The 21,510-nt window shown below is 39.7% G+C and carries 22 protein-coding genes and 1 other RNA gene; 12 read left to right on the forward strand and 11 right to left on the reverse strand.

Annotation, left to right across the window (positions count from 1 at the left end; genetic code table 11):
• Window positions 1-184 precede the first annotated feature (184 nt).
• Together ACKWCF_RS00895 and ACKWCF_RS00900 are read left to right on the forward strand one after the other, a co-directional pair.
• Entirely contained in the window at window positions 185-547 is a 363-nt protein-coding gene (locus ACKWCF_RS00895) for a hypothetical protein (RefSeq protein WP_409478804.1), read from the forward strand.
• Between the two features lie 106 nt (window positions 548-653).
• Window positions 654-1,796, forward strand: a complete 1,143-nt coding sequence (locus tag ACKWCF_RS00900) for a transglycosylase SLT domain-containing protein (protein ID WP_409478805.1) — start codon at window positions 654-656, stop codon at window positions 1,794-1,796.
• 40 nt (window positions 1,797-1,836) lie between these two features.
• Here the strand turns inward: ACKWCF_RS00900 and ACKWCF_RS00905 are convergent, their stop codons facing one another.
• Window positions 1,837-2,244, reverse strand: coding sequence for a hypothetical protein (locus ACKWCF_RS00905; protein ID WP_409478806.1), 408 nt, complete (start codon window positions 2,242-2,244; stop codon window positions 1,837-1,839).
• Window positions 2,245-2,361: 117 nt separating this feature from the next.
• On the opposite strand from ACKWCF_RS00905, the gene ACKWCF_RS00910 reads away from it, so the two are divergent.
• Window positions 2,362-3,162, forward strand: a complete 801-nt coding sequence (locus ACKWCF_RS00910) for a TIGR02147 family protein (protein ID WP_409478807.1) — start codon at window positions 2,362-2,364, stop codon at window positions 3,160-3,162.
• Here ACKWCF_RS00910 and ACKWCF_RS00915 read toward each other — a convergent pair.
• Window positions 3,159-4,778, reverse strand: coding sequence for a hypothetical protein (locus tag ACKWCF_RS00915; RefSeq protein WP_409478808.1), 1,620 nt, complete (start codon window positions 4,776-4,778; stop codon window positions 3,159-3,161). The genes ACKWCF_RS00910 and ACKWCF_RS00915 overlap by 4 nt on opposite strands.
• Window positions 4,779-4,962: 184 nt before the next feature.
• Here ACKWCF_RS00915 and ACKWCF_RS00920 point away from each other — a divergent pair, with 184 nt between their 5' ends.
• The 6 genes from ACKWCF_RS00920 (at window position 4,963) to ACKWCF_RS00945 (ending at window position 10,242) form a co-directional block, all read left to right on the forward strand.
• Window positions 4,963-5,781 carry a hypothetical protein gene (locus tag ACKWCF_RS00920; protein WP_409478809.1) on the forward strand — a complete coding sequence of 273 codons (819 nt, stop codon included), beginning with the start codon at window positions 4,963-4,965 and terminating at the stop codon, window positions 5,779-5,781.
• 144 nt (window positions 5,782-5,925) lie between these two features.
• The gene (locus ACKWCF_RS00925) at window positions 5,926-6,600 is read left to right on the forward strand and encodes a LuxR C-terminal-related transcriptional regulator (RefSeq protein ID WP_409478810.1); all 675 of its coding nucleotides are present in this window, start codon (window positions 5,926-5,928) and stop codon (window positions 6,598-6,600) included.
• Between the two features lie 150 nt (window positions 6,601-6,750).
• The gene (locus tag ACKWCF_RS00930; RefSeq protein WP_409478811.1) at window positions 6,751-8,034 is read left to right on the forward strand and encodes a hypothetical protein; all 1,284 of its coding nucleotides are present in this window, start codon (window positions 6,751-6,753) and stop codon (window positions 8,032-8,034) included.
• Between the two features lie 120 nt (window positions 8,035-8,154).
• On the forward strand, window positions 8,155-8,724 hold the full coding sequence (locus tag ACKWCF_RS00935; protein WP_409478812.1) for a hypothetical protein: 570 nt from the start codon (window positions 8,155-8,157) through the stop codon (window positions 8,722-8,724).
• Between the two features lie 132 nt (window positions 8,725-8,856).
• A complete protein-coding gene (locus tag ACKWCF_RS00940) occupies window positions 8,857-9,537 on the forward strand; it encodes a L,D-transpeptidase (protein WP_409478813.1) in 681 nt (226 codons plus the stop codon).
• An 18-nt stretch (window positions 9,538-9,555) separates the two neighbouring features.
• A complete protein-coding gene (locus tag ACKWCF_RS00945) occupies window positions 9,556-10,242 on the forward strand; it encodes a hypothetical protein (RefSeq protein ID WP_409478814.1) in 687 nt (228 codons plus the stop codon).
• A gap of 17 nt (window positions 10,243-10,259) precedes the next feature.
• Here ACKWCF_RS00945 and ACKWCF_RS00950 read toward each other — a convergent pair whose 3' ends face one another.
• The 8 genes from ACKWCF_RS00950 to ffs form a co-directional block, all read right to left on the reverse strand.
• The gene (locus ACKWCF_RS00950; protein WP_409478815.1) at window positions 10,260-10,640 is read right to left on the reverse strand and encodes a hypothetical protein; all 381 of its coding nucleotides are present in this window, start codon (window positions 10,638-10,640) and stop codon (window positions 10,260-10,262) included.
• Between the two features lie 98 nt (window positions 10,641-10,738).
• Window positions 10,739-11,320 carry a 4'-phosphopantetheinyl transferase superfamily protein gene (locus ACKWCF_RS00955; protein ID WP_409478816.1) on the reverse strand — a complete coding sequence of 194 codons (582 nt, stop codon included), beginning with the start codon at window positions 11,318-11,320 and terminating at the stop codon, window positions 10,739-10,741.
• A complete protein-coding gene (gene nadA / locus ACKWCF_RS00960) occupies window positions 11,313-12,284 on the reverse strand; it encodes a quinolinate synthase NadA (RefSeq protein WP_409478817.1) in 972 nt (323 codons plus the stop codon). The genes ACKWCF_RS00955 and nadA overlap by 8 nt, the downstream gene beginning before the upstream one ends.
• Window positions 12,285-12,367: 83 nt before the next feature.
• Window positions 12,368-12,961, reverse strand: a complete 594-nt coding sequence (locus ACKWCF_RS00965) for a GTP-binding protein (RefSeq protein WP_409478818.1) — start codon at window positions 12,959-12,961, stop codon at window positions 12,368-12,370.
• Window positions 12,962-13,558 carry a recombination mediator RecR gene (gene recR, locus ACKWCF_RS00970; protein WP_409478819.1) on the reverse strand — a complete coding sequence of 199 codons (597 nt, stop codon included), beginning with the start codon at window positions 13,556-13,558 and terminating at the stop codon, window positions 12,962-12,964. It lies immediately after the preceding gene.
• 21 nt (window positions 13,559-13,579) lie between these two features.
• Window positions 13,580-13,909 carry a YbaB/EbfC family nucleoid-associated protein gene (locus ACKWCF_RS00975; protein ID WP_409478820.1) on the reverse strand — a complete coding sequence of 110 codons (330 nt, stop codon included), beginning with the start codon at window positions 13,907-13,909 and terminating at the stop codon, window positions 13,580-13,582.
• 4 nt (window positions 13,910-13,913) lie between these two features.
• Window positions 13,914-15,545 carry a DNA polymerase III subunit gamma/tau gene (dnaX, locus tag ACKWCF_RS00980; protein ID WP_409478821.1) on the reverse strand — a complete coding sequence of 544 codons (1,632 nt, stop codon included), beginning with the start codon at window positions 15,543-15,545 and terminating at the stop codon, window positions 13,914-13,916.
• Between the two features lie 17 nt (window positions 15,546-15,562).
• An RNA gene (ffs, locus tag ACKWCF_RS00985) (signal recognition particle sRNA small type) lies at window positions 15,563-15,661 on the reverse strand.
• A gap of 191 nt (window positions 15,662-15,852) precedes the next feature.
• Between ffs and ACKWCF_RS00990 the strand changes: the two genes are divergently transcribed.
• Both ACKWCF_RS00990 and ACKWCF_RS00995 read left to right on the forward strand, forming a co-directional pair.
• Window positions 15,853-17,337: a hypothetical protein gene (locus ACKWCF_RS00990; RefSeq protein WP_409478822.1), complete on the forward strand. Its 1,485-nt coding sequence runs from the start codon at window positions 15,853-15,855 to the stop codon at window positions 17,335-17,337.
• 195 nt (window positions 17,338-17,532) lie between these two features.
• The gene (locus tag ACKWCF_RS00995) at window positions 17,533-19,071 is read left to right on the forward strand and encodes a hypothetical protein (protein WP_409478823.1); all 1,539 of its coding nucleotides are present in this window, start codon (window positions 17,533-17,535) and stop codon (window positions 19,069-19,071) included.
• Here the strand turns inward: ACKWCF_RS00995 and ACKWCF_RS01000 are convergent.
• Window positions 19,068-20,033, reverse strand: a complete 966-nt coding sequence (locus ACKWCF_RS01000; RefSeq protein ID WP_409478824.1) for a serine/threonine protein kinase — start codon at window positions 20,031-20,033, stop codon at window positions 19,068-19,070. The genes ACKWCF_RS00995 and ACKWCF_RS01000 overlap by 4 nt on opposite strands.
• A 151-nt stretch (window positions 20,034-20,184) precedes the next feature.
• On the opposite strand from ACKWCF_RS01000, the gene ACKWCF_RS01005 reads away from it, so the two are divergent.
• Complete coding sequence (locus tag ACKWCF_RS01005; RefSeq protein WP_409478825.1) at window positions 20,185-21,504, forward strand: hypothetical protein; 1,320 nt, start codon at window positions 20,185-20,187, stop codon at window positions 21,502-21,504.
• The last annotated feature ends 6 nt before the right edge of the window (window positions 21,505-21,510 follow it).

The following is a 21,510-nucleotide window of genomic DNA, read 5'->3' on the forward strand; positions in this document are numbered from 1 at the left end:
CGTGAATGATGTTCCGCTTTTCCCCAGTGATTTAACTTGATGAATATTATGCGCATAGAGTTTATGAATAATATGCGCATAAAAATTCAGTTGGCTTTCATTTTTGGGTGTAGCCGTGGTTTCGTTGACTCGTGCGGCTTTCAGGCCCATAACCTCTGACAATTTAAACAAGGAGAGGGTTCTTATGAAAATGATGATTTTATTTTTCGGATTATTAATTTCTACAACAGGCATGGCTCGCCAATACACGCAGTGTTCTGATTTAGATAAAGAGTTATACAGCGTTGTGAACTTGCCAACGTTAGAACAAGGCACATTGTTTGTTACATTGGGTGCTGAAACAGATGTTCACCAACTTTACCACATCGAAAAAATTGAAGAAAAAGAAGACGGCATCTACTACAAGTTAGTTGAAGCCTCTAACGAATCAGTTTTGGTTTTTCCTAAAGGCGTCTTTGGCACTAATAATGACAACATCCGCGTAGACGTTTATGAAAGCGGCGTACATCACCGTTTTTCTTGTTTCACACGCGTCTACGAAGATTAGTATACGGTTTGTTTAACAAATTGAATCAATTTGAAGCTTGAATATCCCAGAAAGAGACAGTTAAAAAGTCGTGAAATTTTGAAAACAAAAAGCCGATAAGAATCGTATGAAACTTATTCTATTTGCTTCACTATTTTCTTTTTCGATTTCAAGCTTTGCTCAACAAGTTGTTGATAAAGAAAACCTGGCGATGTGGATTCCGCCGAACTGGAATACCTATCAAGCCATCGGTTACAACGCAGATACGTTTAAAGTGCCTGAAGGGCTTAAAAAATCTGTCGACTTCTGGATTCAGATTTATACCAAGTACACGACCCAACAAGGGGTATTTCACGTAGCCGGTGATACCGATCGCATTCTTGGGGATTTTGACCTCAGCCAAGTTTACGCAAACCCCAAGTGGTCGCCAGTGCGCCGTCAGCTTGAAGCTGAGATTCTAATTCGTCGTCAGAAAAAGTTATTAGCGGGTCGTTATAAGATTGATGTAAAAAAGATTCGTCTGCAAATGGGTTTAAAAGATCGTATGGAGCAGGCGATTAAAGTTTCAGGCTATTACTTACCACAAATGGAAAAAATCTTTGAACAGGAGAAGATTCCCAAAGAATTAACACGTGTGGTGTTTGTTGAAAGCTCATTTAATATTTTTGCCGAATCACGTGTTGGGGCCAGTGGCCTTTGGCAAATCATGCCGCGGGTATCAAAAAAGTTTAAATATATTTCAGACGCACAAGACTTAAGAAATCACCCGATCTACGCGACAAAGCTGGCGGCTAAAATCTTTAAAGAGAATTACCAGATTTTAAAATCATGGCCCCTGGCGGTGACTGGCTATAACCACGGGGTGGGTAGCATGAGTAAGATCGTTAAAAAATACAAATCAAACGACATCGCGTACTTAGTGGATAACGTAGGATCGAGTAAAAGTTTTGGTTTTGCTTCAAGAAATTTTTACGCTACTTACTTAGCAGCGCTGTATGTTGAATCACATGCTAATTTATTTTTTCCAGAGCCAGTTTTTAAATACCAAGAGTTACAGATTCGGGCGGTAAAGGTTGTAAAACCAATGCCGTATAAAGAATTATTAACGTACTTCGGTAACGATAAACAAAAGCTACGTCTTTATAACCCGCACATTAAAACAAAATACTTAAAAGCCGGAAAAGCCCTGCCTAAAGGGGTGATTGCAAATCTTCCGAAAGAAGATAAAACGCAAATCGCCGGTGTGATCGATCACGAAACTGAATTATAAAATAAAAAAAGCCTGAAGGGGTAACTCAGGCTTTAAAAAACTATTTGATTTCAACGCAAGACATTTGAATCGCGTCTTTACGGAAGTTAGTTTCTGGAAATTGGCCAGAAAAAATCCCAAGACCTTCAATTGGTAATACGCTCACAACTAATTGTTCATTGATATCTGTGTGATCAAGTTGGTAAGCATCTACTTGAGGGTTTAAGTTAACGTTGGCGTTAACTGCTGAACGTTTTTCTAAGTTACCTTCTGCACCCATAGTCCATAAAGACACTTCGGCGATTGTACCAGCAACATCACGCACGCGAATTTCAAAAAGTTCGTCGATGTGAGCTGGTGAGTAACAGTTAAACTCACGAGCTTTTTCATCGCCGCCAGATGAAATAGGGCCTGCAAAAGCCATTGAAGATAATAGGGTCATTAATGTTACGATCATAGTTAGTTTCATAATTGGTTCTCCTTGTAGCCGATCTTTTAGCAAAAAGCTAAAATTCCTGCAGTATGAATTAAATAATCAAAATAATTGAATTTGATTATTTAAAATAAACGATATAAAACACCCCTCATGAGCGATTTATTTAAGTTTGATGATTACAAAGAGTATCTAAAGCAATTAGTTAGAACTAACGAAGAAGTTCGCGGTTACCAAGCCCGCTTAGCGCGTGAAGCCAGTTGCCAGCCGTCGTATCTTTCACAGGTGTTAACAGCTAATGCTGATTTAACTACTGACCACGCCTTAAATCTTTCAACGTTTCTGGGTCTTGATGATCAAGAGAAAGAATATTTGGTCACTTTGATCCTTTACGCCAAGGCCGCCTCCGTGAAAAATAAACGCTACTTTGAAAAAAAGTTAAGCCAGCTGAGAAAACAAAGAGCCAATTTAACTAAAAGACTTCACGCGGATGAAGAATACGCCAAAGACGTAGAGCTGGTTTACCACAGTAACTGGATCTATGCGGCCGTTCACGTTTCAACAAGTATTGAAGATCAAACAGCAATGACCATAGCCGAAAAATTACGATTAACTGTTGGAGAAGTCTCAAGCGTTTTAAAAACACTGGCTAGTTACGGTTTAGTCAAAAGTGATGGCGATAAATGGGTGTATGTCACGGGCTCAGCGCACTTACCGGATGAATCATATATGACAATGGTGAATCATTCGAACTGGCGTTTAAAATCAGTGAGCAATATTCCCCATCGCAATGAAGGTGATCTTAGGTACACATCGGTATTTACGATGTCTCAGGATGATGCCGATAAATTAAAAGAAGAAATGCTTAAAGTGATTAGACAGTGGCGCACCAAGATCACCCCTTCAGAACCTGAAGTCACTATGGCGATCTTGTGTGATTTTTTTGAAGTTTAAAGTTTGATAGGCTTAAAGTTACCTTTAGAAATTTGCGAACGTAATAAGTAAGGAACTGCATAGTATCGGTTGTACTCATTAGGTACGATGCGCGAATGTTCTAAATCTTCAATCGCTAATTTGATTTTACCAGGAATATCATTAACTGAAGTTACGGTATTAAAAATCGCAACACCTTTTTCCCAAAGGTTACCGATTGTTAATTTATCTTTAGCTGGATCATGAAACACTTGCATCATGGCATTAAACTCATCAAGGCTGCCTAATGAAGCATTTAATTTCGGAAATAAGAAACCAAAAATCATTCTGTTAAATTCATATTTTTCATTTAACGTATAAGTTACAGCTTCAGTTTGGCCGTTAGATTTAGGCATTGGTGTATTCGCTTTAGGGTTCTTAGTAATTTCTAAGATGTAACCTTCTTTAGAACCTGTGTTATTTTTAACGAAATAAAGATCTTTTTTGTAAATCGTGAAAACCATTTGGCGCATGTTCGATACGCGTAATGACATTTCTTTATCCCAGATAGCACCGTCTTCTTCTTTTTCAAAGCGGTGATATTCATTTAAAGCCCGCGGAACCACACCATTTAACATGCCGTGAACAACTTTAGTCATTAAACCTTGAGCTCCGCCAAGTGATACGACGTAGTAAGCATTAAGATTTACAGGGCGGCCTAAGTCTTTTAAAACTTGCGGCATATTTACCATATCTTGTGGTAAGTACTGCGCGATACTTTCAGCTGCATCATAAGCATCTTGACCGGCCGTGTAGTTTTTTAAGTAAGTTTCATAACCACTTTTTACGTAACCAATTTTTTGGGCGCGTGTGAAAATATCTTTTAATACGAAATCAACGTAAGTTGGCTCGTTTAAAATTTTTCTAGAAATCGTGTCGTGGATGATTTTATTTTGATGATATAAATCAGCTAATTGATCACCGTTTAATTTTGCATTTGGGCCTTGCTCAGAAAACGCAATTTCATAATCAATTTGATCTTCAGGTAAAAGTGAACGCACAGCCACCATAGCTTTTAAAACTGAACGCGCCATTTTAAAATATTTTTCAACCGAAGCTTGATCAACGAAAGGACGATCCGGGTGATGCCAGAAGTGCGCATGACCTAATTCAGCAATTGTTCCTGCATGGGCAAATGAATCTTCTAAAGTATGAAGACCGGCAGAGATCTTCATTAAGTTACCTTCCATTAAACCTTCAGTGAAAAGTTCAGTGGCAAATTCATGGTCGGCTTCAGTTTCAGTGTAAGAATTTAAAGTTAAACCAGAAGATGGGTCATTCTTTAATAAACCCGCAAGCTTACCCATAAGTTCATCGGGTCTTAGTTTGTTCGCTAATGGAGAACCCGGAAAATGTAATAGACGACGTTTTTTAATACCTGTTAAAGGCAAAACGATCATACTTAGTGGATCTGAAATATAAGCCTCATCCATCCACTGTGCACCTAAGGCTAATTTAACTGCTACGGGATGTTTGATTCCGGCAAAACGGGCCATGGAGTAGGTTCCGTAAAAGTGAGTATCCACATCATATGCTGATGCAGAAAATGAAAATAACAGGATCGCCGGCATGATTAAGTTTCGGATAAGTTTTTTCATACCCTTTGATTTTGCAAAACCAAAACCTTGATTAGGTCGAATACACTAGATTTGACTGTCAAAGATGTTAACACAGCCGTTAGATTGTCATCGTCTCAAAATGAGATTTCGCAGAATATTATCGTATGACAGGTGAAAGTAGCTGAACTAGCGTGACTTAATCAACGAGCCTCAGGGGGGGATTATGAAAAAGTCATTGTTAGTATTAGCTATGTTAACTGCAGGAATCGCTGTTCAAGCAGCCGATGATTCACGTGTAAGAAGTGGTTTGATGGAAGTGCAATCTGCGCAAAGCCAAACACAAATTCTTTTTAATGAAGTGACAACGCCTCAGCAAAAAGAACGCGTTCGTTATATCAGTCAAAAACTAGCGCAAGCTGAAAACTATTTGCAACAGGCTTTAAATTTACCAACAAACCCACCACATCAGGGTCAGAACGTAGAATTCTTTCGTAGCGATTCATGCAGTAGTGAGCTAGTTGGTGTTGTAAATCCAACGACAGACTGTAATCGTTTTTCACTGACAGAAAAAGTTTGGGCTATTCGTGTAAATGGTCAATGCCAAGACATTGATGATACAACAGCACAAAATGCTTGTCGCATGTATCAAAACGCCGGTAATACTGAAGCGGTTAAAGTGTATAGATCAGATTCTTGCGGTGACTCTTTATCAGGTATTTTTTCGTCATACACAAACTGCGATACTTTAAGTGATTCAAGCAAGAGCGCTTGGGCCATCATGGTTGGTAACCAATGTAAAGATGTAGCGGATACGACATTAAAGAAAAGTTGTATCGCTTTTAAAGCGATCAATTCTCCTCGTGCTGTTAAATTTTATCACTCAGATTCTTGCGGTGATGAGTTAGTAGCGGCCGTTGATAGAAATACAAACTGTGAAAGTTTAGTGGGACTAGATAAGGTGTGGGCGGTTGAAATTAACGGGCAATGCCAAGATATTTCTGATCTTGAGATCGTTCCGGCATGTCAGCGCTTTAAACCTTAACATTTTTGCCTCAGGGTATAACTTAGTAAATAAAAATTATTTTAAAAAATTCGCCGACCCCCGATTCAGGGGGTGACGGTTTTCAGAGTAAACTCCTAAGATAAATAAACGGCATTTAGTATGTCGTCGATAGAAAGAGTATACTTGAAAACACTAGCTGAATTTGCTCAAAGCATCTGTCTTGTCATCGAAGACAATAGAACAACTCAATTTTTAAAAAATGTTGTAACTGCGGCTTTTCCCGGTATTTCGGTGCATTGCACTCAAAGTGTTAAAGAAGCTCAAACATGGCTTCATGATCGCTCGAATACGAGTCAAAAAACTCCACTTTACTTAGCTTTGGTTGATCTGGGCTTACCAGACGGGTCGGGTTTAGATGTGGTTCGTTTGCTTAAAGAAAAAGAACCACATGCTCAAGCTGTCGTAGTCACTATTTATGAAGAAGATAAATACCTTTTCGAGGCTTTAAGTGCTGGTGCTGTTGGGTATTTGTTAAAAAGAGACGATCCAGCCTTTTTATCTGACATTTTAAAACGCATTTTACATAATGAACCGCCATTATCGCCATCGATTGCTACGCGTTTGATTGAGTACTTCCGCCAGCCTGAAAAAAACAGCACGGTAAAAACTGAATTAACAACGCGTGAAAGAGAAACGCTCACTCACTTAGCGCGTGGTTTAACTGTAGCCGAAGCTGCTGGCACAATGGGATTAAGTGCGCAGACTGTGGCAAGTTATGTGAAAGTGATCTATCAAAAATTGCATGTTTCAAACCGTGCTGAAGCCACACGCGAAGCTATTCGCCGCGGTTTAGTTTAAGCGGAAATTTTGTAAGGCAATCTGCCTGACCAAGCCCCCAGCATTCGGGCATTTTTACCAACAAAACCATTGTTTGGCGGCGTTTTATCGTGGCCCTGTGCTTGCTCATATTGAGGTATTACACCTAACCACATTTGATGGAGTGCCTCTATGTTCAAATTTATTAAAAGATTTGTTGTCATTATAGCTTCGTTTTATTCCGCTCATGTTTTCGCCGATGCACAACCAGCTTGTTATAGTTTTACGGTGCCTGAAGGGCCTGAGGCTGATGCGGCCGTTGTCGAAACGAAAGAAACTTGGTGTTACCAACAACTTAGTTCTCCGATGGGAACTCTTTATGTTTTTAATGTGGACGCTGAAAAAGTTGTGCCTGAGTTAGCCTTCACGATGGACCCCGATGGCGTGATGACTCACGGCTCTTTAAAACAAGGTGTGCGCTCTGTTCATAAAGTGTTGGCGAAAGACTTTAATCCTTTTTCGATTCCTTATAATGAACCTAAACACATGAAAGCCGAAGTGCCGCAATATTTAGATCAGCAGCTAATGAGCTCTGCGAATGAAACACTTCGCGTGTTATCCACGTCAACTGCCCCAGTAGAAAAGATAGTTGATTTAGAATCTTTAGAAATGGATACGGGTGAAATCACTGAAGAGTCTGACATCAAACCTTGGCGCGGTTACTGGTGGGCTTACAATGGCCGTCGTTTATCAAACGGTTCAAATTCTCCGATGGCGAAATACGATCGTTTCGTTAAAGCCAGAACAGGATCTAATCCAGGATCACAAGCTTGGGAAAATTCACGCCATCGTTATCACGGCATTAACTGGGAAGGCCACTGTAATGGCTGGGCCGCAAGTTCAGTGTTACGTGCAGAGCCAAGTGCTTCAAAATATGATGACCAATCGAATACGACTTTTTCAGTTTCAGATCAAAAAGGTTTGTTAGCTGAAACTGATTACTGCGTGAAAATTGCTTTCTTCGGTAATCGTTACCGCGGTTCGAACAGCAATCCGCGTGATATTGGCGCCGCACTCTTTCACAAAACTTTACGTTACTACATCGGCACACTGAAAAAACCTATCGCTGTCGATTACAAACAGTTAGAGCCTGTAGATAATCATGTGATTTCTGGCTACACGATGAAAATCAAACAAACCGGAGCCAGAACATATGCCGTGACGGCCAAAGTGAGAATTCATAAATACGATAAATCCCCAAGTTCTGATCCGGGTGAAGCGCCATCTTACATACGTACGTATTCATACCGTTTAACTGAAGCCTCTGACGGAAGCTTAACGGGTTCATGGACTTCAAGTAATCCAGATTTTTTATGGGTGCCATTGGCAAGTGTAGATTGTAACAACAACAATCCACGCATTAACCATGACCGCATTCAAGAAATGCTCGATTTACCAGTGGTAATGTCTCGTTAGTTTAATATTCGTTACGTAATTATTTTTTATAGCTCCCTAGGGTTTCTGGGGGGCATTTTTTTCGACCAAAGGCCTGGGGCTGGACTTTGCCTAACCTGACTAATCTGATTGAATTAAGTCATGGGTAAATCAATTGTTTCATTCTTATTTGGTGCGGTTTTATTAACTTCGATTTCAGCTAAAGCCGTGGTTGCAGAGCTTGGATTATTTTATTTCAGCGATAACTTAGCATCGACAAGTGATTTTACTTATTCACGCACAATTTATGATTTTGCAGTTTTAATGAATTCTGAAGGCCGCAAACTTTGGAGTATTGGTTGGAACTATTCAGGTGTTTCGACGAGTGATGATACGCCATCAGGTGAAACAACTTACTCATCAACTGAAACGGGTCCAAAATTTACGTACTTATTTGGTCGCGAACAAAATTGGTATGCAGCTTTAGCTTACAATTTATTAGCGAAAGCCCAGTTTTCTGGTGCCGGTGGTGAAGCTGAATGGCGCGGAACTTCTCTTAAAGGTGAATTCGGCTATTTACCTAAAGTGGGTAGTAAATTAAATATTGGTGTGAAGCTTGTTTATCACCAGGCTTCGTACAACGAACAAATCACAAATTCGACGACTTTGACTCAGGAATCGAACACAAAAACGATGATTTACCCGAATTTTTCAGTGATCTATAAGTTTTAAAAGAGCCCCTTAACGTCTTAAGGGCGTATTTATCTGTAAAATCTTCAATAGCTGGTTCTTAGAGGCAATTACGGTTTGCCTCTGGGCTTAGAATTTCTTATTTTTTGGCTTTGATTTAGCTCTGGGGGAGCCATGATTAAAGCCTTTATTTTGACTTTCGTTTTTGCCTTAACGACTCAAGCTCAAGTGTGGGATCCGGCAATTGATACAGCCACAGCACCGGCTGATTTTACAGCTCGTCCATTTAGTGAATCTGATTTTCAAACTTACCCGTGGTTAAAAGAATTTAAGTTAGTCATTGTGATCAACAAAGCTAACTCAGGCAGTGACCGCCAAACTTTACGCGTTTATGAAAATCAAAAAGTCATTTTACTTACAAAAATTTCTTCAGGCCGTGAAGAATACGAAAAAGGTTGTGGCCCAGGCCAAGAACCTAAAAAAGATCACTGTTCACAACGTGCTTACTGGTCAACAACACCAGTTGGTTATTTCGATGTGGAAGAATTAGTTGAAAACTACTTTTCTAAATTATGGCAAACTTGGATGCCGTACGCGGTATTTTTTGAATCAGGAATTGCCACGCACCAAGCACCAGCAGGAACTGAAAGCAAACTTGGTGGCCGCGCTTCTGGTGGTTGCATAAGAATGCATCCAAACCACGCTCCGGTTTTATTTTCTTATGTGCAAAAGGCTGGCAAAGGCTTAGTTCCGAAAGTAAATCGCAATGGCTCAGTGGCTCAAACTAAGCAAGGCGACACTGTTCGCTGGCAAGGTTTCAGAACTTTGTATATTGTACAGAACGTTGTTAAATAGAAATCTCAAAGGATACGTGTGAGCTTACAAGACCACTTAAAAGTTAAAGAACAAGATCGCAATTTCAACTGGGACGAAAAATTTTTTAAGTTGTTCTCTGAAGTCGAAGTCGGATTAATTTCGAATGATCCCCAACAAGGACCAGATGGTTGGCCGTACTTAATGTGCCAAACATTAACAGCAAATAATAAAACTCAATTTAACGGTGACCACATTGAATCTTCGCAAAAAATCATGAAGTGGTTATCGCAAAAAGGCATGGGCTTAGTGGTTAACCCACAACGCGAACCATACCCTGATTACGTTTTTTCGTATGGTATGATTTGGTCATTCATTGAAACTGGATTTTTTATGCGCCCTGATTTAGCGCAAGCTTCTGGAAAAGTTGAATACAGCAACGACAAAATCTACAGCGGTGTTCCGACTGAGCAGTACTTGCCTTTATACGTTCGTAAAGTTTTAAAAGATTTTTTCAATGACCAGACAGTTTTTAATCCGAAAATTTTAATGATTTCACCGGATGAAAAAAACTACGATTTAGCATTTTCTCTGGAATCACTTGGTAATCCTCCAGAGAACGAACACGCAGGTATTGCCGAAGCTATTTCTTGGTTCTTACCACCGCATTATTCGGTGGTGCTTGTCAGTGAGCAAGGCCTTCCTAAGTTTACTGAGCTTTACAGCCCAGCGTCGTTAACTCATTAGCACGGCTTCGCCGTGACTTATGAATTAGGAAGTAAATCAATCAAGCATTCGCGCCAGTATTCAGGAGCATCCGTACTGTAATCTACAGCTACTTGGAAACCCTTTTTACCTAAGAACTTTGTGCGCGCTACAGTGCCTGAAATTTCAAGATCCATTTCATGAATCGTGAAAAATACCTTGTGGCCAACTAGAGCATCTAAATTTAAATTCGAGCGTAATTCTTTTTTAATAAAGTCTTCACGCTTGAAGTTAATTAGAATCCCTGATGCCGAAGCTTCAATGATCTCACCATACTTCGCAATCTTCTCTAAACTTTCCATCGAAGAAAAAGCGTCCAATGTTAATGGAACAATCTCTTTGCGAGGGGCCTGTCTGATTTTTCTTTGTGATGCACCCATAGTGTGTATCCTCCGCTTAATGAACTATCTAAAGAACTCATCGGGGGATACTGGACGTAGGTTTAGGGCCGGAATGTTAAAAAAAATTTAAAGGTCTACTAGAAAAAAAAGATCGTCCAATTGTGATCCAAAATACGCTGTGAATAGCCCAAATTGTGTTTCAACTTGAGACCATTTGGCGCTATCGCCTGAAATTTGAAGGTATTTTCAAACGACGTTGGTTGCCATTGGCCGACAACGGCTTGTGACATCACTTCAAGTGATAGGGCTTTAAAGACAGCTTCTTTAGCTGTCCACAAGTAATCAGGGCCTGGAGCTTCAGCCATTTCTTTTTCGCTAGATACACGTTGGATAATTCGGCGTTGAACACGTTCACTGCGTTCGATATCCATTCCTAAGATTTGATCTGACTGAATATAGCCGCCCACTTTATCAGAGTGTGAAATTGAAAAATTCCAATCCTTGGTTTTTGGACGTTTATTTAAATCTAAAAGAGAATCGTTTTCTTCTTTTGTTAAAACATTACTTTCAACAATACCCATACGAATATTCAAACGGTGCACGGGGTTTTTAGAGCTGAACTCTTCTAAGATTAAGCCTGAGGCCATAAGCTTGCTGTCGCGTTCAACAAACGCCGCAAATTGATTAAATAGATCGGTAAACGAAGGATGATTACCCATTAAACTGCGCAGGCCATTCTACAGGTTTGTTGCTTGTGATTTTCATCATGCGATCTAAAGAGGCGTAAGCTTTATTTCTTAACGCCTCATCAAGTTTAACTTCTGGTTTGAAAGTTAAAAGAGCGCGATGAATTTTTTCTAAGTTATTCATCTTCATAAACGGACAGTCATTACACATACAGTTTTCATCAACCACCGGTGCTTGAATTAATTCAGCATCAGGGCGAAGTTTCTGCATCTGGTGAAAGATACCTGTTTCAGTCGCTACGATAAATTTCTTATAAGATTTATTCTTTTCAACTTCTTCTAATAAACGAGAAGTTGAACCGATCACTGTCGCGTGTTTTAAAATTTCGTCGTCACACTCAGGATGAGCGATCACTAAAGCGTCTTGATTTTCATCGATTAAAGCTTTTAAGCGGCCAGCATTGAATAAAATATGAACCTGACAAGCGCCTGGCCATAAGATGAATTCACGGTTTAATTGTTTTGATAACCATTTACCTAAATGTTGATCTGGTCCGAATAAAATGCGGCGGTCTTTAGGAATTGATTCAACGATTTGTTTAGCATTGCTTGAAGTAATAATCACATCAGAGATTGATTTCACTTCAGCTGAAGAGTTGATGTACGTTACGCAAATCGCATCAGGGTACTGTCTGCGCCAAGCTAGATACTTTTCATAAGGTGCCCCTTCAACAAGAGAACAGCTCGCTTCAGTATCAGGAACTAAAACAGTTTTTTCTGGATTTAAAATCTTCACGCTTTCAGCCATGAAAACAACGCCGGCTAAAAGAATGTTTTTATTGAGTACTTGCTGGCCCATTTTAGAAAGATAGAAGCTATCACCCACGTAATCGGCAAGATCTTGAATCACGCCATCTTCGTAATAGTGAGCTAAAAGAGCTACGTCTTTTTCTTTTTTTAATTTATTAATCTCTAAAATTAACTGAGCATCGTTCATATCGGCTGTATTTCCCTAATCAATCGGTCTGACGGCAGGAAGCCGTCAGAAGCTCTGCCAAGGATGGTAACGTCGTCCAAAGACTAAACCGTTGCTCCGCCCTTAAGAGTTTGAATAATCGACTTCGACATCATCTTGAAGCTTTCAAGTACACCTTTACCTTCAAAGGCACAAGCTTCGATTTCCTGAGCGTTAAAACGATTTAAATGTTTGCGAAGTTCACTGATGGGTAACGCCGTTGGAAGATCACGTTTATTATACTGTAAAATTAAAGGAATGTCTTTGATGTCGTACCCTTGCTGGATCAGATTTTTCTCTAAATTATCAAGAGCTTGTAGGTTTTCATCTAAACGGTCAGCCTGTGAGTCGGCCACGAAGATAATACCATCAATGCCTTGTAAGATAAGCTTGCGGGTAGCATCGTAAACAATTTGTCCTGGAACGCTGTAAACATGAAATCGTGTTTTAAAACCACGAATTTCACCGATATCCAGCGGTAAAAAATCAAATAACAAAGTACGTTCAACTTCAGTGTTTAAAGCCATTAACTTTGATTTTTGGTCTTGCGCTAAAGATTGGTACATCCATTGGATGTTTGTTGTTTTACCGCCCAATGATGGACCGTAATAAACAATCTTGCAGTGAATTTCTTTAGCGTTGTAATTAAATAAAGACATTTAGAGTTCAATCCTGTTCTCTAAAGCGCGGCCCATAGTGCGGTCATCAACGAAATCAATATCAGCACCTAATGGAATTCCATGCGCAATACGAGAAAGTTTAACGCCTTTACCTTGTAAGATTTTAGCAAGGTATAAAGCTGTTGTATCGCCTTCAAGGTCTGCATCTAACGCTAAGATAATTTCTTTGATTTCAGGGCCTTCACCATCAAGACCTTTTTGGATCTTGTTCACTAGCTCTTGAATTTTTAAATCTTTTGCTGTGATGCCTTCTAACGGCGAAATAACACCGTGAAGAACATGGTAACGGCCGCGGAATGCGCCAGAAGATTCGATACGAAAAATATCTGAAGGTTCTTCAACCAAACAGATTGAATCATTACCACGGTGAGCGTCTTCGCAGAATTTGCAAAGTTCGCGGTCTGTGTAGTTAAAACACTCTGGGCAAGAATGCACTTCAGTTTGAACGCGCATTAAAGCCTCAGATAATTTTTCTGGGTAAGATTCTTTGCTTTTTAAAATATAGAACGCCAAACGTTGTGCCGTCTTAGGGCCAACGCCTGGGAGCCGTGAAAGCTCGTGTACTAATTTTTCCAAAGCGGGGATATGTAACATCGACTAGAACATTCCTGGAATATTCATGCCGCCAGTGATTTTAGACATCTCTTTTGAAGATTCATCTTTGGCAGTTTTTAAAGCGTCGTTAACTGCTGCAGTGACTAAGTCTTGTAACATTTCAGCATCGCCAGATTTGATAACATCAGGATTGATTGTTAACGCTAAGATTTTGTTTTCGCCGTTAACTTTAGCAGTTACTGCGCCACCACCAGCTGTGCCAGTGAATTCACGAGTTGCTAATTCTTCTTGAAGCTTTTTCATTTTCATTTGCATTTGGTTAGCTTGTTTCATTAAGCCAGCCATGCCGTTCATTCCGCCAAAACCCTTCATAGAGTTACTCCTTGTTCGAAATAATTTTTGCTTGAGCTTTGAAGACTCGTTGTGCCGCTTGCACGCGTGGGTCTTGCATAATCTCAGTTGTTATTTTGTCTTCAGTTTCTTTTTCGATTTTTTGGTTCATGCTTTTGGCAGAATCCCCTGAAGCAACTTTTGCTTTAACAACAGTAAAAGTGTAGCCCTCTCCAAAGAACGAATCAATAAAACCTTGTAATTTTTGGTGAGTTTCTGCCTGACTCATTTGATCAGCTAAAAACGAAAATTGAGCAGCGGCTTGCAGGGTTAAATGCTTCTCATTTAGGCCAGCGAATACGATATTATCTAACTTCGCCGCTAAGAATGCATTTTCTTGTTTAAGGTAAGTTACAAACTTCATCCAACCTTCAGAATTAAGAGAAGGTTTTACCACTTTCACCGGTTCAGGTTTAGCGGCAGGCTGAGGCGTGGACTCTGATTTAGGGAGTCCTTGAAACTTTGGGGCCCCCACCACCTGTGGTGCGGCTACTTGAACGCCCGAAAGTAAATTTTGAATATCAGAAATTCTTGGCGCTTGCGCCATACGAAGTAAACAAACTTCAAAAACCATAAACGGGTCAGTGGCGCGCACTAAATCCGATAATGATTTTAACGCCATATCAAAAAGCATGTGCAGATCAGAATCTGACTGCGATTTGGCAAATTCTTTTAAAACTTGCGACTCTTCGATCGGTAAATCAATTAACGACTCATTTTCAGGAGCTGTTTTTAACACAATTGTGTGACGTAATAACTGAATAAGCTCTTCAAAAAATAATGAAGGGCTTGTTCCCATCGTGTGAGCTTTTTCAAGATCAGCGATGATGGCTTTTGGGTTACGTTCAATCAGATGAGCAAACACATCGTAAATTAAGCCACGGTCAGTTAAACCTAAAACTCCAGCTACGTTTTGTTCAGATAATTTACCCGTTGTGAAATTCACAACTTGATCTAACAAGCTTAAAGAATCACGGGCCGAACCATCCCCTTGGCGGGCGATTAGCCATAAAGCTTTTTCGTCAGCTTCGATATTTTCAAGATCACAGATTTTTTTAAGCAAACCTGTTAATTGTTTGAAAGGAATGCGGCGTAAATCAAAACGTTGGCAACGAGAAAGAATAGTCTGAGGAATTTTATGAACCTCAGTTGTCGCCATCATGAAGATCACGTGAGCCGGTGGTTCTTCTAAAGTTTTAAGTAAAGCATTAAACGCCGAAGTCGATAACATGTGAACTTCGTCGATAATAAAAATTTTGTATTTACCTGATGTCGGCATGAACATCACGTTGTCGCGAAGATCACGAATGGCATCGACACCGTTGTTTGAAGCACCATCGATTTCGATAATATCAACAGCAGAACCTTTAGTCGCTTCAACACACGAATTACAAACATTGCACGGAGCAAAGTTCACAGGGTTTTCACAACGTAATGTTTTAGCTAAGATACGCGCTGAAGTTGTTTTTCCAGTTCCGCGAAGACCGGTAAATAAAATCGCGTGCGGTACACGACCAGTTTTTAGGGCGTTAATCAAAGTTTGCGAAATATGACTTTGTCCAACCAGTTGGTCGAACGATTGCGGTCGATATTTGCGGGCAAAAACTTGATATGACAAAAGGTATCCCTCAAAAAAAGAGCTGGGCACCCCATATCGCAAAGCTCTTTAAACACCGTTGCTTCCTTCCGGACCTAGCGGAATTCATTAAAGAGTCAATCGTATGGGACCCAGCCATTGTTGGGTTTAACTGAATTCCCCTCTGGGAGCAGTGATTAACACTCCTGGTCAGAGCATATTATTTTGGGGGCGCATCAAGATTGTTACTTTGTAGATTTTGTTTCCAGTTTTGCGACGTCAGAACCCCTAAAATGACTCTCGCGGTGGCGACTTTTTCGCTAAGTCACACGCTGGTTGAGGACGTCGCATGAAAACAAATTTCAAATTGGTTACTTTATTAGCTATTTTGCTAAGTTTTGTAGCGACCGCTCAAGCTAAGACTGTTTGCACGATGACCTTCAATTCTGAAAACGAACGTGCGATTTTCACTAAAAACCTGTCTCCGCTAGGTTACGACATCGTCGAATTAACCCCTGAAAGTAAAGATCCACGCTGGTTTCAAAGCGCCTGCAATTCACAAATCAAATGCGACATTTTGTTAATGTCAGGTCACTTTGGCGGATTATTTTTCGGCGAAGGTGGAAAAGCTTCAACCCTTTCAGTGCAAGATATGATTTCAGCGCGTGAAAATCGCAGTTGCGGAAACATCCTTGATGCCGAAGCGGTGTACTTAATGGGTTGTAATACTTTAGCTTCAAAAATTAAAGATCATCGAACGATCGATCAGTATTTGCGTGTGTTGGTGAATGATGGTTTCCCTCTAAATTTAGCAGAAAATGTGGCTTCAGCCCGTTATTTAAATTTCGGCCAATCGATGGGCGAAATCATGACTCAGGTTTTTATGAATTCAAAAATGATCGCAGGTTTTGATTCAACAGGCCCAGTGGGCGCGCAAGCTGCTCCGCTATTACAAAAAGCTTTTAACAATTCAACTCAAGAAGAAAAAATGTCGACCGGAGTTGGTGCTAAAGCTATTAAAACTCAGTTTGCAAAACACAATATGCGAGTGGTTAACCCCACACAAATCGCCGTTGATGAAAACTTAAAAGGCGCTTTAACTTCTGATCCTTTTGCTGCGCAGAACGCCTGGAAAAACATTTTATCTTCACAAGCTTCAATCAGAAAATATTGGGATTTTATCACGCGCCAACAGTTAAATAGTTCATTATCACAAGTTATTTTTAATGAACCAGCAATTCGCACGCGTTTAGAAACAACATTCATTGAAATTATTAAAACGGCTCAAGGTTTGTCAGCGATTCAATTAAAATCGTTAAATTTTTTAAAACGTTTTCAAGTTATCCCCGCAGAAACCCACACCAATGCGGTTTTAAAGATTGTGGCGGGCATTTTATCAAAACAAATTGATTACGTTAGTGCCGATCAATTATGTGAAATTTTTAAAGAGCAAAAAGATTTAGTGTTACCTGAAGCTGCAAAACAAAAGATTGCGCAAAGCGAATACCGTGATTTTTTAAATAAATGCCGTGGCGAAGTTCAACCTATCAACGGAACGCCAGCACTACGCTGCTTGCGTGGTGATGGATCGGGCCGCCACGACTGGGCTTGTTTAACAGACAACTGGGCAAACTTAGATATTCCGGCGTGTCAGTATGCTAAATCTAAAAATGCCGATCCAGAAAATGCAGATGATATGCTTTGGTTCTGTTATTCAAAAATGTTAGATCTGGGCCAGTTAAAACGCCCGGGTTGTTTGGAATTAACCCATAGCTTTTCGATTTTATCGAACCAGCTTAAAATGAATTGGAACTGTTTAAACCGTGTCTATTAATAACTATTTTTGTTTTTGCCTGTTAGAAATTTCGACAGTGACAGTGTCTCACATTGAGAAAATCGCGACGTAAAAATCATTAAAACCACTTTTTACATCTTAAAACAAATTTAACAGCAGCTGGCCCAGTTGGACTGTTTCTTGAACTAATCAAGCTTGTTACAGAAGTTTTTAACTTTTTAGGAGAACAGGTATATGAAAAAGTCGATTGGTTTATTATCAGCTTTAGTTGTTTCAACAACGTTTATCGTTAATTGTCAAAAAGCTCCAGATAAAAGACGTGTTCGTCCTTCAAGTGGTACAGGTACACAAACAACAGATGTAGGTGGCGAAAAAGCAAGCCTACCTACAAAAGTTTGTAGCCCAGAAATCTTAGATTTATATAAAGCTTATTACAAAAACAAAGAAACTGTTAAAAAGACAGCGATCTCTGAAACTTCAACTGATGCAGACAAAGAGGCTTTCAGAAAGCTTGGAGTTGAGACTTTAGGTAAATGTGATGACATCATCAGTGCATTAAAACTAGAAACTAATGCAGGTTGTTTTATGGATAACGGCGTTAAAGACCTGAGCAATGCTTTAATGGCTGAAAACATGCAAGGTGAATGTAATGCCCTTGGTAAAAAATTAAAAAATACAGTAGAGCTTGATAGCACTTATGCTGATGCAGCTAAAGAAAAAGAAAAACAAGTAGCAGATAAGAAAAAAGTAGAAGATAAATTTATCGGTAGCGAAAAATCTTTCAAGATTTCTGAGCAAGCTTTAAATATGATGTACGAAGGTAACACTAATCTTGCGCAATTCATCGTTGATGGCGAGATTAAATCTTCTCCAACAACATTAGAAACAGCTTTAGCAGCCTCTAAAACAGTTTGTACGGCTCTTGGTGATGGTATTGCTAAAGATCAAACTTTAACAGGTACGACTCTTAAATTTACTTCATTCGAAAAAGCAGATCAGTCAAATTTATCTGAATTAGCTTTAGACTTTAAAGGTCAGGCTACAATGGTAAATTTTGTTCTTCACTCTGAAGGCGAAATCACTACTACAGGTGCATTACTTTGCTTAAACTTAGATGCTACAAAATTATCAGTAGAAAAATTAGATGAAGTTTTAGGAAGCGCAATCACTTCAGCTCCAACTAAAGTAACTACTGAAGTAACTGGCGGTGCTTCTGAAGCAGCAGTTGTATCAACTCCCGCAGCTTCTTCGGCTTCAGCAACAGCCTCTTCAACTGCACACGCTTCTGATAAAGTAGCGGCTCAACCTGAAGGTTCTCCACAGCAAAAATTATTAGACGAAGCTTTAGCTCCATCAGCAGATAAAGAAACTAAAGAAGCTGAACAAAAAGCAGCAGCTGATAAAAAAGCCGCTGACGAAAAAGCTGCCAAAGAACAAAAAGCTAAAGAAGAAGCTGCTGCTAAAGAAGAAAAACAAGCTGCGGCCTCTGCAACAGTAACGGTAGCTCCAGCTCAAGCGGCTTCTAGCCCAGCTCAAGCTGAAGAAAAAGTAGTTGAGACAGAATTCACAGCGTTAAAAGAAAAAGTAGCTCGTTTAGAACAAGAAGCTAAAGATGCTGAAGCTGAACTGAAAAAATTAGAAACAGAAAAAGCTAAAGCTGATGATATCGCGCAGGCTAAAACAAAAGCTCGTATCACTCGTGAACAAGCCAATGCAGCGATGAAAGAATTAAACTCAGCGGCTAAAGCGGCTGGTTTTACTAAATATATCTAATCTTTAATAATCTTGCGGAGGGAATCAAACTCCTCCGCCCAGTATCTGTAAGTGTTAAATTCAGGAAATATCTTCGGAAAGCTCGGATCATTCCAGCGATTTAAAATCCAGCCCGCATAACAAATCACACGATAAGCCCTTAAATACGGAACCAGTTGTAACTGACGTTCATCAAAGTGACGTAGTGTCTCGTAGCCTTTTAAAAATAATTCGAACTCTTTGGTCGGTGCAAAATCTTGATCCGGAAAAATCATCCAGAAATCCTGAACCACAGGGCCATTGATAAAATCATCAAAATCTACAATCGTGATATCGTCTTTACCGTTATCTAATAAATTACCACGGTGTAAATCGCCATGAATGCGTATAAAGCCTTGGGGATCAAGTTTTTCATCCAGGGTGTTGAACACATGATCTGCTAATTCCATATACTGGGGGCGAATCTCAGGCGCAATAACCTCATTTAACTGATCAAGCACGACCCATTTATTATCTTGTGTAGGCCCAAAGAAATTACGGTTGTAAGCTTCTTTTTTTTCGCCGGTATTGTGAAGCTGTGCTGTAAGTGATCCTAATTTTTCAAACTGGTGTAACAGCACTTCTTGCATCATGCGGCCGCGCACTTTTTCATAGAAGCAATACAGAATGCCATTGGCGTTAAAAACGGTTTCGTTGTTTTTAGCTCGTAAAGGTAAACCCACTGACAAACCATCAGCGTGTAAATCAAAACAAAATTCATGTTCGTCTTCGATGGTTTGTTTAGACCAGCGCTGTGGGCGAAAGAACTTAGCAATCACAGATTTGCCGTCTTCTAATTTGATTTCAAAAACACGGTTTTCATAGGAGTTTAATTGGTGAATTTCGCCAGTTGGCGTATAGCCGTTTATATCCGCGCACTTTAAGATTAAGTGCGGATCTAAGTTAAAAAACTGATCTGTCGTAGCTTTCAAATTAGCTGTCATTGATCAAATCACCCTTGCATATCTTACAATGAAAAACCCATGTTTCGGCCTACAGTAGCGATATATTGGTTTTAAGGCTAGTGAATTGTGGTCTCTGGCTTGCTTTAATCTGAACCTTGATAGGATTTAATTTTAGAACGTGGAGGCTTCAATGTTGAACCAAAAATCACTTTTAATTTCATTAGCCGTGCTGGCCGCATTTACGATCACATCAACAGGTTGTGGTAAAAGTAAAGAATCGCGCAGTGATGTTCGCGGAACAACAGTTACGCAACAAGGTGATGCCCAAAACGTTGATCAATTACCTGCACAACCCGTTGAAGGTGAAGACCAAGCGGGTATCGGCCAACTTCCTCCAACAGTTATTGATGGCGTTAAAGAATTACCTAAATCAACTGATAGCGGAAACTTAACTGGCGAAGGTGGTACGGTAAATCCGCTTCCTAAATCTGGCGAAGATAAAGGTTCGGTAGATTTACCGCAATCAGGTAAAGATACTAAAAAATCAAACAGCGCGGTGAGTGCAAAATTTGATGAAGCTGAAGCGGTAAAAACAGGTGGTAAACTTGAAGCTTTAAATTTTACAAGCGCTGGTAACGACGGTTTAATGACTGAATTTCGTAGCTACAATAATAAAGTAGCCGCTGAACAAAAAACAAAAAACTTAAACGTAGCTAAAGCCGTGTTAAACGCCAAACTTAAACGTTCAACAAGTGCTGGAAGTTTATTAGTTGATTTAACTTTAGATGAATCAATGGATGGCGTTAAAAAAATCACGTCATACCGCCTTCAAGGTAACCCGTCACAAGCTGGAGATCGCCAAATTTTAAAACAAGTAAACACGAATGGTGATTTAGAATACCAAGGTGGATTTTTAAAATGTATCGACGCTGATGGTGGTTGTGAAAATGCTTACATCAAAATTAAATTATCAGGCGCTTACGTACGTATTATCTTTAGAAATTCCTTTGCAGATCGTTTCTTTATCTTAGAACAAGGTTCGCAAGGTTCTTCGTTTGAGTTATGGAAAACATACTTAATGAACACAACAAACATGTCTACAACTTCACAAAAGTTAGCAAACATCAAAACATCGGCTTTCGAAGTTGTTAACGGTAGAGCAGCGATGGGCGTTTTAATTACGGCTGAAGATAATGAAATGGTGGGCTTAAGTGTTCCGTTATTAGCGGCTGATAAAGGAACAGTAGCTGGTTCAAATATTTCTAAAGTAAATGATATCTCTAAAAATTATGATTTAGCTTCATCAAGCAATGCTTCGCAAAACTTAGCGCAAGCGATTCGCGAAGCTAAGTTAGTTAATAACAACGGTAAAGGTGATATCCGTATCCGTTTAGATTTATCAGCGGGCACTCAAAAAGGTGCCATGTGGTTAACACTGTCTTCATTACAGAAGGCCACAATGTCGACTGCTGAAATTTCAAGCTTTGAAAGTAAAATCCCTAACTTCTAATCGATT

Source organism: Pseudobdellovibrio sp. HCB154 (assembly GCF_046267985.1).
GTDB lineage: Bacteria > Bdellovibrionota > Bdellovibrionia > Bdellovibrionales > Bdellovibrionaceae > Pseudobdellovibrio.

Excerpts from the sequence above, each read along its gene's own strand:
- ACKWCF_RS00900 (WP_409478805.1), top strand. The coding sequence starts at position 654 with ATGAAACTTATTCTATTTGCTTCACTATTTTCTTTTTCGATTTCAAGC.
- nadA (WP_409478817.1), bottom strand. The coding sequence starts at position 12,284 with ATGAACGATGCTCAGTTAATTTTAGAGATTAATAAATTAAAAAAAGAA.
- ACKWCF_RS00965 (WP_409478818.1), bottom strand. The coding sequence starts at position 12,961 with ATGTCTTTATTTAATTACAACGCTAAAGAAATTCACTGCAAGATTGTT.
- ACKWCF_RS00935 (WP_409478812.1), top strand. The coding sequence starts at position 8,155 with ATGGGTAAATCAATTGTTTCATTCTTATTTGGTGCGGTTTTATTAACT.
- ACKWCF_RS01000 (WP_409478824.1), bottom strand. The coding sequence starts at position 20,033 with ATGACAGCTAATTTGAAAGCTACGACAGATCAGTTTTTTAACTTAGAT.
- ACKWCF_RS00995 (WP_409478823.1), top strand. The coding sequence starts at position 17,533 with ATGAAAAAGTCGATTGGTTTATTATCAGCTTTAGTTGTTTCAACAACG.
- ACKWCF_RS01005 (WP_409478825.1), top strand. The coding sequence starts at position 20,185 with ATGTTGAACCAAAAATCACTTTTAATTTCATTAGCCGTGCTGGCCGCA.
- ACKWCF_RS00950 (WP_409478815.1), bottom strand. The coding sequence starts at position 10,640 with ATGGGTGCATCACAAAGAAAAATCAGACAGGCCCCTCGCAAAGAGATT.
- ACKWCF_RS00915 (WP_409478808.1), bottom strand. The coding sequence starts at position 4,778 with ATGAAAAAACTTATCCGAAACTTAATCATGCCGGCGATCCTGTTATTT.
- ACKWCF_RS00920 (WP_409478809.1), top strand. The coding sequence starts at position 4,963 with ATGAAAAAGTCATTGTTAGTATTAGCTATGTTAACTGCAGGAATCGCT.
- ACKWCF_RS00975 (WP_409478820.1), bottom strand. The coding sequence starts at position 13,909 with ATGAAGGGTTTTGGCGGAATGAACGGCATGGCTGGCTTAATGAAACAA.
- ACKWCF_RS00990 (WP_409478822.1), top strand. The coding sequence starts at position 15,853 with ATGAAAACAAATTTCAAATTGGTTACTTTATTAGCTATTTTGCTAAGT.
- ACKWCF_RS00895 (WP_409478804.1), top strand. The coding sequence starts at position 185 with ATGAAAATGATGATTTTATTTTTCGGATTATTAATTTCTACAACAGGC.
- ACKWCF_RS00930 (WP_409478811.1), top strand. The coding sequence starts at position 6,751 with ATGTTCAAATTTATTAAAAGATTTGTTGTCATTATAGCTTCGTTTTAT.
- ACKWCF_RS00955 (WP_409478816.1), bottom strand. The coding sequence starts at position 11,320 with ATGGGTAATCATCCTTCGTTTACCGATCTATTTAATCAATTTGCGGCG.
- ACKWCF_RS00940 (WP_409478813.1), top strand. The coding sequence starts at position 8,857 with ATGATTAAAGCCTTTATTTTGACTTTCGTTTTTGCCTTAACGACTCAA.
- ACKWCF_RS00905 (WP_409478806.1), bottom strand. The coding sequence starts at position 2,244 with ATGAAACTAACTATGATCGTAACATTAATGACCCTATTATCTTCAATG.
- ACKWCF_RS00910 (WP_409478807.1), top strand. The coding sequence starts at position 2,362 with ATGAGCGATTTATTTAAGTTTGATGATTACAAAGAGTATCTAAAGCAA.